This window comes from Paenibacillus sp. FSL H3-0310, from assembly GCF_038002785.1.
GTDB lineage: Bacteria > Bacillota > Bacilli > Paenibacillales > Paenibacillaceae > Paenibacillus_AQ > Paenibacillus_AQ odorifer.
In genome coordinates this window covers 3,813,188-3,827,543 of sequence record NZ_JBBODC010000001.1, presented here as the reverse complement: position 1 = coordinate 3,827,543, position 14,356 = coordinate 3,813,188, and the positions used below count along the sequence as shown (strand labels likewise).

The 14,356-nt window shown below is 46.0% G+C and carries 14 protein-coding genes; 10 read left to right on the top strand and 4 right to left on the bottom strand.

Annotated features, from left to right (window positions below; translation table 11 throughout):
- Positions 1-12 precede the first annotated feature (12 nt).
- Genes MHH63_RS17350 through MHH63_RS17340 form a run of 3 tightly spaced genes read left to right on the top strand, consistent with a single transcriptional unit; the run spans position 13 to position 2,649 of the window.
- On the top strand, positions 13-834 hold the full coding sequence (locus MHH63_RS17350) for an ABC transporter permease (protein WP_076191374.1): 822 nt from the start codon (positions 13-15) through the stop codon (positions 832-834).
- Positions 831-1,613, top strand: a complete 783-nt coding sequence (locus MHH63_RS17345; protein ID WP_036689373.1) for an ABC transporter permease — start codon at positions 831-833, stop codon at positions 1,611-1,613. The genes MHH63_RS17350 and MHH63_RS17345 overlap by 4 nt, the downstream gene beginning before the upstream one ends.
- Positions 1,614-1,647: 34 nt before the next feature.
- Positions 1,648-2,649, top strand: coding sequence for an ABC transporter ATP-binding protein (locus tag MHH63_RS17340; RefSeq protein WP_340397919.1), 1,002 nt, complete (start codon positions 1,648-1,650; stop codon positions 2,647-2,649).
- Here MHH63_RS17340 and MHH63_RS17335 read toward each other — a convergent pair.
- Positions 2,640-3,209: a TetR/AcrR family transcriptional regulator gene (locus MHH63_RS17335; protein ID WP_341171849.1), complete on the bottom strand. Its 570-nt coding sequence runs from the start codon at positions 3,207-3,209 to the stop codon at positions 2,640-2,642. The two genes, MHH63_RS17340 and MHH63_RS17335, sit on opposite strands and share 10 nt — an antisense overlap.
- 163 nt (positions 3,210-3,372) lie before the next feature.
- Here MHH63_RS17335 and MHH63_RS17330 point away from each other — a divergent pair, with 163 nt between their 5' ends.
- Genes MHH63_RS17330 through MHH63_RS17320 form a run of 3 tightly spaced genes read left to right on the top strand, consistent with a single transcriptional unit; the run spans position 3,373 to position 5,586 of the window.
- Positions 3,373-4,311: a ketopantoate reductase family protein gene (locus tag MHH63_RS17330; protein WP_341171848.1), complete on the top strand. Its 939-nt coding sequence runs from the start codon at positions 3,373-3,375 to the stop codon at positions 4,309-4,311.
- 27 nt (positions 4,312-4,338) lie between these two features.
- The gene (locus MHH63_RS17325) at positions 4,339-4,980 is read left to right on the top strand and encodes a histidine phosphatase family protein (protein WP_341171847.1); all 642 of its coding nucleotides are present in this window, start codon (positions 4,339-4,341) and stop codon (positions 4,978-4,980) included.
- A 15-nt stretch (positions 4,981-4,995) separates the two neighbouring features.
- Entirely contained in the window at positions 4,996-5,586 is a 591-nt protein-coding gene (locus tag MHH63_RS17320) for a class I SAM-dependent methyltransferase (RefSeq protein WP_339281926.1), read from the top strand.
- 70 nt (positions 5,587-5,656) lie between these two features.
- Here MHH63_RS17320 and MHH63_RS17315 read toward each other — a convergent pair whose 3' ends face one another.
- Entirely contained in the window at positions 5,657-5,752 is a 96-nt protein-coding gene (locus tag MHH63_RS17315; protein ID WP_081383126.1) for a sporulation protein YjcZ, read from the bottom strand.
- Between the two features lie 112 nt (positions 5,753-5,864).
- On the bottom strand, positions 5,865-7,265 hold the full coding sequence (locus tag MHH63_RS17310) for an RsmB/NOP family class I SAM-dependent RNA methyltransferase (RefSeq protein WP_341171846.1): 1,401 nt from the start codon (positions 7,263-7,265) through the stop codon (positions 5,865-5,867).
- Between the two features lie 157 nt (positions 7,266-7,422).
- On the opposite strand from MHH63_RS17310, the gene MHH63_RS17305 reads away from it, so the two are divergent.
- From MHH63_RS17305 to MHH63_RS17290, 4 genes are read left to right on the top strand one after another with little or no spacing between them, the layout of a single operon-like run.
- On the top strand, positions 7,423-8,559 hold the full coding sequence (locus MHH63_RS17305) for a glycosyltransferase family 4 protein (RefSeq protein WP_076191391.1): 1,137 nt from the start codon (positions 7,423-7,425) through the stop codon (positions 8,557-8,559).
- Positions 8,560-8,565: 6 nt separating this feature from the next.
- Positions 8,566-9,918, top strand: a complete 1,353-nt coding sequence (locus tag MHH63_RS17300) for a metallophosphoesterase family protein (RefSeq protein ID WP_340975617.1) — start codon at positions 8,566-8,568, stop codon at positions 9,916-9,918.
- Positions 9,908-11,713, top strand: coding sequence for an AAA family ATPase (locus tag MHH63_RS17295; protein ID WP_341171845.1), 1,806 nt, complete (start codon positions 9,908-9,910; stop codon positions 11,711-11,713). Before MHH63_RS17300 ends, MHH63_RS17295 begins: the two co-directional genes overlap by 11 nt.
- Positions 11,710-13,146 (top strand): ATP-binding protein, encoded by a 1,437-nt coding sequence (locus MHH63_RS17290; protein ID WP_341171844.1) that lies wholly within the window; start codon positions 11,710-11,712, stop codon positions 13,144-13,146. The genes MHH63_RS17295 and MHH63_RS17290 overlap by 4 nt, the downstream gene beginning before the upstream one ends.
- Here the strand turns inward: MHH63_RS17290 and MHH63_RS17285 are convergent.
- Complete coding sequence (locus tag MHH63_RS17285) at positions 13,133-14,254, bottom strand: YkvI family membrane protein (protein WP_076301199.1); 1,122 nt, start codon at positions 14,252-14,254, stop codon at positions 13,133-13,135. The two genes, MHH63_RS17290 and MHH63_RS17285, sit on opposite strands and share 14 nt — an antisense overlap.
- Between the last annotated feature and the right edge of the window lie 102 nt (positions 14,255-14,356).

Genomic DNA, 14,356 nt, shown 5'->3' with positions numbered 1-14,356 from the left:
AGGATGTGACTTATGTTTGAGATGATAAAGCACCGCTTTCGCATTATGAGGGCGGTTGCTTTTGTTACTTATAAGGAATGGAGTGCGTACAGGACGCATTCGATGGTTTCTATTTTTGTAGGCCCAGTGTACTTTTTAGTGCAGTATTATATATGGAGCGCTGTTTATAGCGGGGAATCTTACATCAACGGGATGTCACTCTCCCAAATGCTTTCCTATTTTTGTGCTACGATGTTGATCAACTATTTGACGATGGATTTTGCCGATTGGAATTTACAAATGCTTATTCGCACCGGGAAATTCATTACGTTTTCGTTAAGACCGCTAAATCATATGTTCTTTGCTTTGTCTCAGAAGGCAGGGCATAGGGTACTTGGGCTTTTATTTGAATTTTTACCCTGCTTTATGATCTTTTTCTTTATTTTTCATATTGATGTCTTACCTGCAAATTTACTATACGCGATTCTTTCGATAGCTATGGCGTTTATGATGAATTTTTTCATTCATTATAGTATTGGAATGGTCGCCTTTTGGATGGTGCAATCCTCTAGTATTCGTAATTTTTTTAATCTTTGCGAAGGGATATTTTCAGGATCGCTGATTCCATTAGTATTTTTCCCAAAATCCTTACAAATGGCGTCCTTTTTCTTACCCTTTCAATACACGGCCTTTCTTCCTGCAATGGTCTATACAGGTAGCTATACTTTAGCGGATATAACCTTACCTATTCCTCAAGTGTTATTGCTGCAGCTCATAGCGGTAATTATTGCCGGAGTTGTCTGCCGGGTGCTGTATGCGGTGTCGCTTAAGCATTTTACGGGGGTGGGCGCATGAAACGTATGTATCAAATATATAAAACCTGCATGAAGGCGAATATTGCTTCTGCTATCACTTATCGTGTTAATTTTATTCTTAATAGTCTTATCATGCTCATAGGGAATGTGCTGTTTCCTCTAGTAACGGTATTCATTTATAATTCGAATGCTTCATTTGCAGGTTGGACCTTTAAAGAGGCGCTGTTGATTCAATCCGTTTTTATTCTGTCTACGGCTTGTGCCGGGATTTTTTTTAACGGAATTATGTGGAATACGATGTCTCATGTTGTAGAAGGGACTTTGGAAGTGGTATTAATTAAACCGACCTCGAGCCTTTTTCTGCTGTTGGCCAGATCTTTTGAGTTCGAAAGTATCGGGCTTTTAGGCGGAGGAGTAATCATGTTCGTATACGCACTTAGCGGAATCGATGGGATGACCATCGGCTCTTGGTTATTGTTCCTGTTGTTGTTTGGCGCAGGGCTGCTTGTTATGTTCGGCGTGGCGCTTATTGTGGCAGCGATTTCCTTCAAATGGGTAGCGAATTCCCGCTTGCCGGAGATGTTTGAGAGCATTAAGTCTTTTGGACGTTATCCAGGGACGATTTTTCCTAAAGCAGTCGTAGCCGTGAGTTCTTTTCTGTTTCCGGTTTCCATGATTGCTTACTTTCCAGCATCTACACTGATTGGCCGATGGGAACCTTATTTTTTTATAGCGATTATCCCTTGTGTGTTATTTGCTGCCTTCGGAATTTGGCTCTATACATACATGCTTCGCAGTTACAAAAGCGCCGGAGGATAAAAGATTAGTTTAGCTCTAAGAAGGAGAATTTCACTTGGACATTATTATTACCGTCAAGAACTTAACCAAGCAATATGAAACCTATCACCGTGGACAAGATGCAAAAAGCGTATTTAAAAGTCTGTTTCACCGTGAAAAATCGATCATTACCTCTGTAGAAGATCTTTCGTTCAGTGTTGGAAAAGGAGAAATCATTGGCATTCTGGGTCCAAACGGTGCGGGGAAATCTACGACTATTAAAATGCTGACAGGCGTCCTTTATCCTACCTCGGGCGAAATAAATGTTCTAGGGTACAACCCTCATAAGCAGAAAAATCAATATGTAAAACAAATCGGGGTATTGTTCGGACAGAAATCGCAGTTAATATGGGACATACCCCCTTTGGATAGCTTTTATATGAACAAGGAAATCTATGATATTCCTACGAACGACTTTCGTACAAGACTAGACCGATTTGTAAACATGTTTGAGATTGGCGATATTATCACTAAACCCACACGCACCCTTTCCCTGGGAGAACGAATGAAATGCGAGTTTATTATGGCGATGCTTCATTCACCACCTGTGGTTTTTTTGGATGAGCCGACGATCGGGCTGGATGTGATAGCTAAACAAAGAATCAGAGAATTCATTAAGCAAATGAATCAGGAAGGCACCACATTTATTCTGACAACACATGACTTGGAAGATGTAGAGCGTTTGGTTCAAAGAGTACTTATAATTCATCAAGGGAAAAAAGTATATGACGACAAGTTTTCTGAACTTCGACTGCATCTGGGCGCCAAAAAAGTAGTTAGGCTTTCAGCCGCCACAACTATTGGAGATATTGATCTGCCTGGGACTCTGATATCGGAAAGAATATCGGATTACGAAGTGGAGCTGCTGATCGATACCGAGCAATGTAAAATGGGCGAGTTTCTGCATATTCTTAGCGAAAAGGTAGAGATCCTTGATATATCTATTAAAGAGATTCCCATTGAAAAAATCATCAGCTCCATTTATGAGATGGATACGGGAGAGCATATTCAAGCTTGAGAACGGATCATCTGCAGATTTAGATCGAGCATGGACCATAACTTTTCAGTGATCTCTTTTGCAGAGCAAGGATTACTATGAGTAAACCACCATTCAATCACTCCGACAGTCGCCGAACTCAAAAATTGCACAGATATATCTTTACTCAGCTCATCCAGGTTAAAATTGTTTTCTGAAAATTGTACCTTAATCTGCTCATTTATCATTTCTTGTAATTGGTTTCTAAAGGAGAGTAAAGCTTTGTTTCTTAATAAAGTCTTATAAAAGAGAGCATTCTCCTCCAATTGTTCCAGCGTGCGGAGCAATGACGCCTTCGAGGGATTAGGTTCGGTTTCATCCTCCACTGCGGAGCAGCTTTCGATTAGTTGCCGGATCTGAGCCTCCAGACATTTATCCATCAGATCGTATTTATCCGCATAATGGGAATAAATCGTTCCGCGGTTTACATCAGCGCGCTCTGCGATTTCGTTGATCGTTATTTTTTCAAAATCTTTTTCAGCCATCAGTTGAATTAATGCATTCATGATGGCTGTTTGGTTTTTTTTAATTCTTCTGTCCATGGTAAGACTCCCTTTTTATTAAACAATGTATTGTATTCTGTTGAAAAATCAACAAAATCGATCAAACTAACGATTGAACCCTACCGGAGATGTGATAATCTGATTTTATCGAACAGTTGATCAAAATTCAACAAATGTCTAAAAAGGGATAGAGGAGTTAAATATGAGAGTTTTAGTTTTTGGAGCGGGAGTATTAGGCAGCTATCTTGCACATGTTCTAGTGCGTGGGGGAAATGATGTCACCATGCTTGCCAGAGGGAAGCGAGCAGAGCAATTGACGAAAGACGGACTTGTGCTTCGCCATTATTTTCAAAATAAAAACACTGTGGATACAGTAAAGGTCATCTCTACGCTTAGATCCGATGATCTCTATGATCTTATTTTTGTTGTTATGAAATATAATGATTTTCCATCTGTGCTACCTATTCTAGCTGAGAATCAGAGTCAGAATATAATTCTTGTGGGGAACAATGGCGATGCTCCTGGCATGCAAAAGGATCTACAGGAAGTGAGCAATGTGAGGAAAAATATACTCTTCGGATTTCAGCTTAGTGCAGGAATTCGGGAAACGAGCGGTCGCGTTATCAAAATACACGCAGGAGGGCAAATGGTACTTGGCAGTTTAGACGGTGAGATTCCAATAAAGCCTGTACTGGATGATGCGTTTAAAAATGTTAAGTATAAGCTAACTTATCATGAGGATATGGATGCTTGGCTCAAAAGTCATATCGTGCCTATAGTGGCTTTGAACTCCCTTAGTTATCTGCATGACGGGGATTTGAAAAAGGTATCCAAAGATAAGAAGCTATTAAAACAAGCCATTTCAGTAATGGACGAGGGGTTTCAAATCATGGAGCAATTAGGTTATACTGTCACTCCAGCAGGGCAAGTCAACTTTGTTCGAAAGCACAAGCAGGCTGTATATTATGGTCTGACAATAATTCATAAATTACCGTTTATGAAATTAGTGGACGGTTCTTTCAGCGAAATAGCAGCTTTGTTTGATTCATTTGATATTTTGAAGCAACAAGCAAACATCGCAACGCCCAATTGGGATCAACTTAAAAAACAAGCGTTTTCGAAGTTTAATGCAAATGTATAACAATCTTGTTCAGGAGGTATACAATCGATGGCTATATATTTTATAAGGCATGGAATAGATGAAGAAGGTTTTCGTGGGGGTTGGAGTCAACGTGGACTTGTAGTAGAGGGATATAGACAAGCCGAACGTCTTGGATATTATCTTAAGGAAAATCAATCTAGCTTTAACATAACCCGTATTCTTTGTAGTGATTTGCAACGTGCGTTAGATACAGCAAATGAGATCGCCAGAGAGCTTAATTTGCCTGTTGAAAGCAGCCAGTATTGGAGAGAAACGAACAATGGTGTAATCGCTGGAATGCCCCATGAAATCGCAAATGAACGATACCCGGGTCTTTATTTCTCGGCTTTAAGAATGGATGAGAGATTTCCAGGAGGAGAAAGTCCTCAGGAATTTTTTGCGCGAATAAGTTCAAGTTTCTCAAAACTATGTAATGAACTGGAGAGTACTGATCCAAATGAAAATGTAATTATGGTCACTCATGGTGGCGTAATTAATGTTATATACCATATTTTAAAAGGGCTAACGTGGACGAATAAGAATGCTCATTTCCCGACTTCATATACTAGTATTCATAAAATAGAGTATCAAGCAGATAAGTGGGCAGTTACAGCAGAAAATCTTACGGAACATATATCAAGGGATCAGGCTGCTGGTATGGCCAATTGATTGGGAGGTACAAATATGGGTTTATTGAATGCGCTGATTGAGCAAGCCAAGAATCCTAGAGGGTTCGTAGGAAATATCATGATCAAAATCATGAATCAGGCACATACCAGCATCACAACATGGGGGCTTAGAAAAATAGAAATCAAGAGCGGCACTCCTATCCTGGACATAGGCTGTGGTGGCGGTCAAACTATACATACTTTAGCAAAACAAAATAAACAACATGAAATTTACGGCATAGATTACTCACAACAAGCTGTAGAGACATCTATTCAAAAAAACAATAAGGCTGTTGCCGCTGGTAGGGTGAGGATTAGTCAGGGAGATGTGTCGGCGTTACCGTACAACGATGGATTTTTTGGGACGATCACAGCGATTCAGACGCATTATTTCTGGCCGGACCTCGAACAAGATATAAGTGAAGCATTTAGGGTGCTGATAGCAGGCGGTACATTTGTTATTATTTCTGAGATCTATAAAATCAATTATCATATGAAGCAATTCACTAAGAACGAAGAGATGGAGCAGTTATTATGGAAATCGGGCTTTCAGACGGTAAATATTCACGAGAATAACAAATGGAGATGTTATGTCGGAAAGAAATAAAGCGGCCGCACCGCCCAAAAAAGGACGACACAGCCGCTTCGTTTCACCAGCTAATTAAGCCGGGAAGGTTTTAAACAAACAACGAACGGGAAATGATGACCAGCAAGATGAAAAGTACCAAAATCGCTCCGGTCGAAGTGAAAGCTCCTCCTTGAAATTCACCCATGATTTATTCCTCCTCAACTTATGTCTTCTTCTCAATTGCTGTGACTGGTGTCGCAGCTTTCTGAGATAATGACATCATATGCCGAAGAGGGCCTGTTGCACTGGTCTATGGCCTATTGCTCGTCAATATGGGCTTTTAGGATACGTAATCCTTTAGGGAGATGATTTTTAAGCTGGCCTAAACTCGCCTTGCCCCAACTAATTGGCAAACCATCTAAAGTTACAAGCGTCCATCCATGTAATTCGCTGGGGACAGGCAGGCTTTCACCGCGGAGCCAAGCATGTATTTCCGGGCCCTCACTGCTGAGATCAAAGCTTCGTGATGCTTGTAGGGGCTGAAGTGCCATAGCTAATGCATGAGCAGGTTCAATCCGATTTTTCTTCAAATGGGCAATATGTAGTCCAGCTCGTGGAATACGCAGTCCGTCCAGCAGCCCGGTATGGAGGTTGCCATTAAAGGATTCTGGCAGCAAATAAAGAGATTCACCGAAGAGCAGGGGTACACCTTGGCATGAAAGACCAGGCAGTTCTACCGCAGCCCAGTCTTGAAAAAGCTGGTAGGCATCACGTACAGAAGAATTAGTTTTTGGGTTGTTTTTGCTTCGGCGTTTTTTGGCGTTGCGGTTGGCATCGTCATTCACGGATACAGTGTCAATTTGCTTACGCAGGAGTGCAACAAAGTGACCTTCGCCCTTTTCTAAATGCGGCCAAAGGCGTTTGCAGGTGAGTAGTTCCATATCGGGGTAACTAGCCGTCAATCGAGCAATGGTTTCTTCATTCTCTTGACGGTTAAAGGTGCAGGTAGAGTAAGCTAAAGTACCCCCTGGTTTAAGCATAATGTAGGCGTCTTGCAGGATATCCCATTGTCTCGCTGCGCACATAACTACATGAGCAGGAGACCATTCTTGAATGGCTTTTGGATCTTTTCGGAACATGCCTTCTCCAGAACAAGGAGCATCCAGCATAATTCGGTCAAAAGCTTGCGGGAAACGCGCAGATAGCTGTTCTGGTGTTGCACAGGTTACGAGGGTATTCTTAATGCCCAGACGTTCAACGTTCTCTGCTAGAATTTTTGCGCGTTCCGGATGGATTTCATTAGAGATTAAGAGGCCTTGTCCCTGCATTAAACCAGCGATATGCGTAGTTTTACCTCCAGGGGCTGCTGCAAGATCGAGGACGGTTTCACCGGGTTTAGGTGCCAGCAGTTCAGCTGCGGACATTGCGGAAGGCTCCTGAATATAATATAGTCCAGCTGCATGGTAAGGATGTCTGCCTGGTCGAGCGGGCTCATCATAATAAAACCCGCCCTGGCACCATGGGATAGGCTTCAAATTAAATTGTGAGACTGTACGGTCCACCGCAACTTGGCCTATGGCTGAGGTGCTTTTTAGCGGATTAAAGCGCAGTCCTTGAGTTCGTGGTGCTGAATAACTTTCTAGAAAAGCATCTGCCTCTTGCCCCAGCATTTCTTTAATAGATGCGGTGTAAGAGGCAGGCAGCTGTTCTTCCTTCATAGATCATTCTCCTTTTTCTTAGTTGCTGTTTCATGTTTATACCGATAAAATCAAGGTATGGGGAACGTAATCGTACCTGAAATTCTACATATATTCAACTATATCATAATTGCCGAGTCTTACAGTACACAGGGCAATTGTAAAGGGGATGTACCATATGAATTTGCTGCAAGCGCTCTTCTTCCCGCCGGAGCAACCCGGTGGTGTATCATCTATGATCCCTTATCTTCAGGAAAGATTCCGTTCAAGCCGTTGGGAGATGGATTTGTTTTGGCTGCCTAAGCGGATTCGCAATAAGGGGCATGAGGAAGTAATATTCGAGACGTTTGATTGGACGCAGTATGGAGAAAGTCCGATCGTTCAGAAATATATTCAGACCTATCGTGATTATTTATGGTGGACAAAACTGCGGATGAGTAAGCCTTATGATCTTATTCATTCTCATCATCCGATTGCTGGCTTAGCGATGAAAAAAGTGTTCCCTGATACTCCGTTAATTCATACCCTGCATTCCAGTTACGAGCGAGAATTGATTCTAAATGGAGCGATTTCCGAGGATGGCTTGGAGCATCGTTTTCTAGTCTCACTTTATCGTGAACTTGAGCATGTTAGTGATCGATTAATGACGGTGTCGCGATCTTTTGCAGAGTATGTGGCCCCTTATATTATTGATCCTTCTAATATAGGTGTTATACCGAATGGTTTTGATGAAAAAAGATTTAAGCCTGTTCCGCATGATAACGCTATTCCGCAGCTAGTGACCGTGACACGTCTGGTTCCGGCCAAAGGAATAGATATATTACTCAACGCTTGCGCGGAGCTTAAAAATCGCGGCCATGAGTATGTACTGCATATTATTGGCGACGGTCCTTCACGTGCAGATCTGGAAAAGATGGCCCAACATTTAGGGATCTATAATGAAACGATCTTTTACGGATATACGCTGCACCCTGAAGAATTCATGCCATTCTTTGATATTTTCGTATTGCCCTCTCGGGCGGAGGCGTTCGGTTCAGTGTTTGCGGAAGCGGCACTTAGCTGCCTGGCTTTAGTGGGGACAAATGTGGGCGGAATACCGGAGCAGATTGAAGATGGTGTGAATGGTTTATTGGTCAGTCCTGACGATGAGATTGCTCTTGCTGACGCATTAGAGAAGGTGATATCTGATCCGGCTTATCGTTATGAGCTTTCACGTTCCGCATGGGATAAAGCCAAAAGCCTATATTCGTTGACACGAGTTGCTAATGAACTTAAAAAAACCTATTTACAGTATCCTTCAGGAACGAAAGGGTGAGCACCTATGATTCCATTTCGCTTTCTGCATACTGCTGATTTACATCTGGATAGCCGTTTTGCCGGGCTGGCGCATATTTCGCCAGCCATTCGTGCTTATTTACGTGAGTCTACCTTTGCCGCCCTCGGGCGGCTTGTCCGCGTTGCGATCCAAGAGAACGTTGATTTTATTGTCATTAGTGGAGACGTGTATGATGTTTCAGATGCATCATTACAGGGACAGCTGCGATTTCAGGAAGCGCTCAAAGAACTCGGTGAGCATGGGATTCACGTGTTCCTGATTCATGGCAACCACGATCCGCTTGACGGACTGCGTCTGACAACGGAAATGCCAAGGCATGTTACCGTATTTGGCGGAGAGAAGCCAGAACACGCTACAGCTTACCGCCGTATAGATGGCCAAGAAGTTGCCATCGTTAGTGGAATCTCTTACCCAACGGCGAAAGTTTCAAACAACACGGCTGTAACCTTTTCTCGTAAACCTGGCAGCCGCCTGTTTCATATTGCGATGCTGCATGGCAATGTAGACGGTGATTTGCTGCATGAGACCTATTCTCCTTGCAGTCGCAGGGACCTTATCGAACGGGGGTTTGATTATTGGGCGCTTGGACATATTCATAAACGTAGTGTATTGCATGAAAAGCCTGTGATTGTGTATCCAGGGAATATACAAGGGCGCAGCATTAAGGAAACCGGAGCTAAAGGTTGTTATATTGTGGATGTAGATGAGGCTGGAAGATCCACTCTGCAATTTCATGAACTGGATTTCGTTCGCTGGCAGGTTAGAGACTTATCTATAGAAGGATTAAGCAATGAAGCTGAATGGATACAGAAAGTGGAGCAGGTTATTGAAGACATCCGCGCGGAGCTCCCGGAGCTCATGTCGGTGGTCAGATTTCGTCTGATTGGGCGAGGGGACGTACATAAAGTATTGGCTGAAAAAGGGGCAGCAGAGGATTTGCTGTCTGAACTCCAGCGCCGTGAGGCGATTAGGGCTGAGCGTAAAGATTATAAAGGGCTTGTCTGGACGGAAGGGTTCGCTATAGAGTCCGGTTTGGCTATTGATCGCCAACGCTTATTGGAAGAGGATAGTTTTCTTGGAGAAATGCTGCGCATTGCAGAGCATACGGAACATTCCCCGGAAGCGCTCGAAGAACTATTAAATAGTGCGCTTAAACCGCTATTGGAGAATCAGGAGCTGCGAAAGCTGTTGTCTATGACTAGTCAAGAAGAGAAATTGAGCTGGCTACGTGCTGCAGCAGAGCAGGGAATCACGATGCTTGGCGGGATGGATGATACTGTTGAAGCGGCGGAAAGTCTTTCGTATCAACAATCCGGAGGGCAAAACGATGAGAATTGAACATTTGCATATCAATGGCTTCGGGCGTCTTCACAATCGAGAGATTCATTTAACGCAGGGAGTGACCGTACTTTATGGGCGTAATGAAGCAGGAAAAAGTACGGCACTGCAATTCATACGCTCTATGCTGTTTGGAATTCCAAGCCGTGGAAATCCCTTGGAAAGGTATGAACCTATGCAAGGCGGATTGCATGGGGGAACCTTGAAGCTACGTGACAGTAATGATGGTTTGTGGACCATTCGCCGTTTTGCTTCAGGTGCTGAGGGATCAGGAAGAAATGAAAAGCTGAACATTACAGTAAATCATCCAAATGAAATGACTCAAGAGCTGGGACAAGCTGAAATGGAACGACATTTACTTGGGGGGATCTCTAGGAGTATGTTCCAGCAATTGTTCGCAGTTTCACTGGACGAGCTGCAGGAGCTTGCTGCCCTTCAATCTGAGGAGATGAGCAGCTTTCTTTTTCATGCAGGTATGGGCGGTGGCGGTGCAATCATGCGTGCGGAACGCCGTTTGGTGCAGGAAGCTGAGAAGCTGTACAAACCTCGTGGCAAGCTGCAAGAAGCAGCAAAAGTTGTGCAAGCCATTGAAAAGCTTGAGCGACAAATGGTTGAGAGCCGTTCTTATCTTCCGCGATATAACGATAATATAGTAGCATTGAGGGTAACGGAGTCGGAGCTAGATGAATTGGAGCAACAGCGCAAGCTCACTGGAGAGCAGCTAGTGATGTTTCGAAAAGCACAGGAAGTCCGTGAGCTGTGGTTAAAGTGGAGCGAGGCTCAGCTAGAGCTGCAAGGATTGCCATTGATTTCAGCCTTTCCTGAAGAAGGGGCAACTCGCTTTCAGGCGGTTGAAGGAGAAATTCGTAATGCACAGGGATCAGTAGTACGTTATGAACGTCTTCTAAGCGAGCTTACTATTGAACTGGCAAAGAACCCTCCAGATGAAGTATTAGCAGCGCAGGGGCCTGTTTTAGAGCGGCTGGACCGGCATCGGAGCAGTTACGAGAACCGTAGAACGGAAAGACAGCGGCTTGAGGGAGAATTAACGGCGCTGAATGAGCATTTGCGGCGAATTCTGCGCGGCATTGATGTGAGCTGGGGCCCTGCAGAGCTGACTTCATTCTCTGGGACAGCGGCGGATCGTGAAGCTGCACGGAAGTTTGCGGCGGCGTTCGCTAGTTATGACCGCCGCATGGAGGCGGAGGGTGCAACGCGGCAGTCGTTGCGCTCCCGTTTGGCCGCTGCCTCAGCGTCGCTCCAAGCAGCAGAACGGGCGCTGGCGCGTGAGCACGCTACCGGCGCGGAAGCTTTTGCGCAGCTGGCTCCGCGCAGCGCCCGTGAAGTGCTGCAGCTGTGGGACGAGCTGCAGCAGGCGGCCGAACGCTGGCGCGAAGCGCAGCTCAGCGAAGGGCCAGCGCGCGGCGCCGGAAGTGACGGCCTTGGCGCGAAGCGCATGGCCGCGCTCTACCGGCGCCTGCTGTGGGCCGGGGCAGCACTAACCGTGCTGCTGCCCGCAGCGCTGTGGCTGACCGGTGCTCCGCCGGCCAGCGCCGTGCTTGCGATCGGCCTGCTGGGCGCGGCCGATCTGGCCCTTTGGGCCGGCTTGCGCGGAGCGCGCCGGCCGGAAGCGTCCCCGCCAGAGCATGGCGGGGACGTCAGCGCAGCCGCAGCCGAGATGCTGCGGCTGCGGGGCAGCTGCTCTCCGGGGCGGAGCCGGAGAGCATTGTGCCGGGGCGGCGGACGGCCGCCCTGGGGTCCAGCCCTGACGCAGGCGGGCTGGAGGCCTCCATGAGGGAGCTTCGCAGGCTCATGGAGGCTTGGTCAGCTTGGCGGCAGCGCATCGAACGCTATGCCGCCGAGCGTGATGCCTGCCGCACGGAGCTGGAGACGCTGGCAGGCCAAGAGAAGCTGCTCGCTGAAGAAATGCACCGGGCGGAGGCGGCATTCACGGAAACGGCTGAGCAATATGAAGAATGGCTTCGCCAACGCAGGTTGCCTGAAGGATTATCTCCTGAAGGGCTGCCGGATATTTTTGCTATGGTTGAACAAGGGAATGAGCTGCTGCGCCAAGAGAATAAACTCTCCTTACGATTGAAGGAGCTGGAAGCAGAATGTAACGTGTTTGAGGAGGAGCTGCTCGCTCTTATTTATGAGTCGGGTGCTGATCTTGGCGACGAGTCTGGTGTAGCGGCAGCTGGCTTTGAAATAGATCCGCAAGAGGGGAAACGAGTATCTGCATTAACCTTACTAAGCTGGCTGGAACTGCGAAAAAGAGCATGGGATGATCTGAAAAAGGACTTGATTCGCCGGGAAACTATTCAGTCAAGATTGCAGGATGTGGATGAAGAACTCAAGGAGAGCCACAGGATATTAGGTGAGCTGAGAGAACAGCGTGAGCTTCTGATACAGGAAGGCGGGGCGACTGGTGGAGAGGATTTCTTACGCAGGTCAGCAGCTGTGCAGCGGCGCAGTGATCTGAATAAATTGATTCGCCAGTGGGAGCTTGCTATGTTCGGTGGTTGGGAGGAGGAGCGGGTTGCTGCTCTGCTGGAATTATTAAATTATCATGATGCGGAAGCATTGCAGCTGGAGCGGTCATTGGCTGAAGAATTGATGGAACGGCAGGAAGAGGGTTGGAACACCCTGCTGGAGCAACGAGGCAAGCTGCTTCAGGAAAGGGAGTATTTGAAGGAGCGCTGCGTGGAGGATTCCGTTATTCAGCAACTGGAAGAGCAGAGAGCAGCCTTGCGGATCGTGGCTGATAAATATGCAGTGGCAGCGATAACTGCCGAACTAATCGGGCGAACTCGCCGTGTGTATGAGCAGGAGAAGCAGCCACAGGTATTACTGCTTGCCTCAGATTATTTCTCCAAGCTGACGGAAGGGGAATACAAAAGGGTTGTTATGACACTAGGGCATAAAGAGCTGAAAGCTGAACACAAGGACGGGGGACTGCTGGACAGTGGACTGCTCAGCCGAGGGACGGCAGAACAGCTGTATCTTGCCATCCGGCTGGCATTGGCAGAGACCATGTCACGGCAAGTATCGCTGCCGCTGTTATTCGATGATCTCTTCGTTAACTTTGATGAGTCTCGTCTTCATGCTGTGCTTGGACTTCTTGGAGAACTGTCGATCTCCCGCCAGATTGTGATGATGACCTGTCACAAGCATGTGGCGGAAGCGGCAGCACGTATGATTCCTACAGCAGCGGTTATTTCCGTGTAGTTCGGGTGATTGGTTTTACAGATACGAGACTGTTCCCCTTCTCCTTTGAGTTCGATAAGGTATTATCTCCTGGTGGAGTGGACCATGGCGTTCGCAGCAGCTTGACAGCCCAGACTAATGATAAGCCTCCGAAGATTGGGTAGAACACCGAGAGAAGTGAACTAAAGCCAAACTGGCTCAGTAAATAGCAGACCAACATCAGAAGAGGTGTGATTAGTGCAGTTGATAGGGGAAGCCGTTGCTTAAGCTGTACAGCTACTCCATAAATATCGGCGACAAAAGTGCTGAAGATCTCCAAAAAGATCAGCAGCAGATATATAGTTTGCACTACAGTACCCAACCGGACGGCGATGCTGCCCATCGGAATTTCAAACTTGAGAATCCCTGGCATCTGTGAGCTCATTGCGAAATGTGCGGCAATCAACATAAAACCAATCCCGGTACCCCCAATAATACCGCCCCATACAAGGGATTTTTCTTCCTCTGTGTGACGAGCCATTGGGACTAAAACAGCTTGTGCCATCCCTAAATTAAAGGCGGTGTAGAGCAGCGGTGACATCCATGCCCCAAAGAGAGAGCGATCGTTATCAAGGAACAGGAACCTTCCAGCTCCCGGAATTTGAAAAGTATTAAAAATAATGATAAGTGACAGAGTAAGCATTAAAGGAACAACAATACTGTTCATTTGCAGAATACCGGAAATCCCTCGTTTTAGCAGAAAGTATGAACCAAGCAATGTGATAAGTAGTCCAGTCTGATAATGAAGTCCGAGATGCTCCTGAAAAATAGCGCCGGCCCCTGCAAGCATAATACTGTTTACACCGATCAGGACGACCATCGTGAACAAACTGATGGTGCTTCCGACCTGTTCGCCGAAGAGGTGACGGTTAAAGTCTTCATAGGATTCCGCTTCTATTCGCCGAGCAATGACCATCATTTTTGTACCCAGCCATATGAACAATATAGTTGAGAGCAGGATGGTCAGGACTGCCCAGTGCCCGTAACGTGTGAAGAATTTTAATATTTCCTGCCCGGTGGCGAATCCGGCTCCTACAATGGTGCCAATATAAGTGAAAGCGATCTGTAATGTTCGGACATGTGATTTCATGGCTCCCCTCCTAATAGTTTTACGAAGCTAAAGAAAAATCATAACGAGTGCTATGCAGGATAACCTTGTGTACTCTGTATAGTACAGGTTATGATGAGGATC

What these genes read in the sequence shown, in the direction of transcription:
- MHH63_RS17335 (WP_341171849.1), bottom strand. Translation starts at nt 3,209, where the DNA reads ATGGACAGAAGAATTAAAAAAAACCAAACAGCCATCATGAATGCATTA.
- MHH63_RS17300 (WP_340975617.1), top strand. Translation starts at nt 8,566, where the DNA reads ATGATTCCATTTCGCTTTCTGCATACTGCTGATTTACATCTGGATAGC.
- MHH63_RS17310 (WP_341171846.1), bottom strand. Translation starts at nt 7,265, where the DNA reads ATGAAGGAAGAACAGCTGCCTGCCTCTTACACCGCATCTATTAAAGAA.
- MHH63_RS17325 (WP_341171847.1), top strand. Translation starts at nt 4,339, where the DNA reads ATGGCTATATATTTTATAAGGCATGGAATAGATGAAGAAGGTTTTCGT.
- MHH63_RS17290 (WP_341171844.1), top strand. Translation starts at nt 11,710, where the DNA reads ATGAGGGAGCTTCGCAGGCTCATGGAGGCTTGGTCAGCTTGGCGGCAG.
- MHH63_RS17330 (WP_341171848.1), top strand. Translation starts at nt 3,373, where the DNA reads ATGAGAGTTTTAGTTTTTGGAGCGGGAGTATTAGGCAGCTATCTTGCA.
- MHH63_RS17350 (WP_076191374.1), top strand. Translation starts at nt 13, where the DNA reads ATGTTTGAGATGATAAAGCACCGCTTTCGCATTATGAGGGCGGTTGCT.
- MHH63_RS17305 (WP_076191391.1), top strand. Translation starts at nt 7,423, where the DNA reads ATGAATTTGCTGCAAGCGCTCTTCTTCCCGCCGGAGCAACCCGGTGGT.
- MHH63_RS17345 (WP_036689373.1), top strand. Translation starts at nt 831, where the DNA reads ATGAAACGTATGTATCAAATATATAAAACCTGCATGAAGGCGAATATT.
- MHH63_RS17315 (WP_081383126.1), bottom strand. Translation starts at nt 5,752, where the DNA reads ATGGGTGAATTTCAAGGAGGAGCTTTCACTTCGACCGGAGCGATTTTG.
- MHH63_RS17285 (WP_076301199.1), bottom strand. Translation starts at nt 14,254, where the DNA reads ATGAAATCACATGTCCGAACATTACAGATCGCTTTCACTTATATTGGC.
- MHH63_RS17320 (WP_339281926.1), top strand. Translation starts at nt 4,996, where the DNA reads ATGGGTTTATTGAATGCGCTGATTGAGCAAGCCAAGAATCCTAGAGGG.
- MHH63_RS17295 (WP_341171845.1), top strand. Translation starts at nt 9,908, where the DNA reads ATGAGAATTGAACATTTGCATATCAATGGCTTCGGGCGTCTTCACAAT.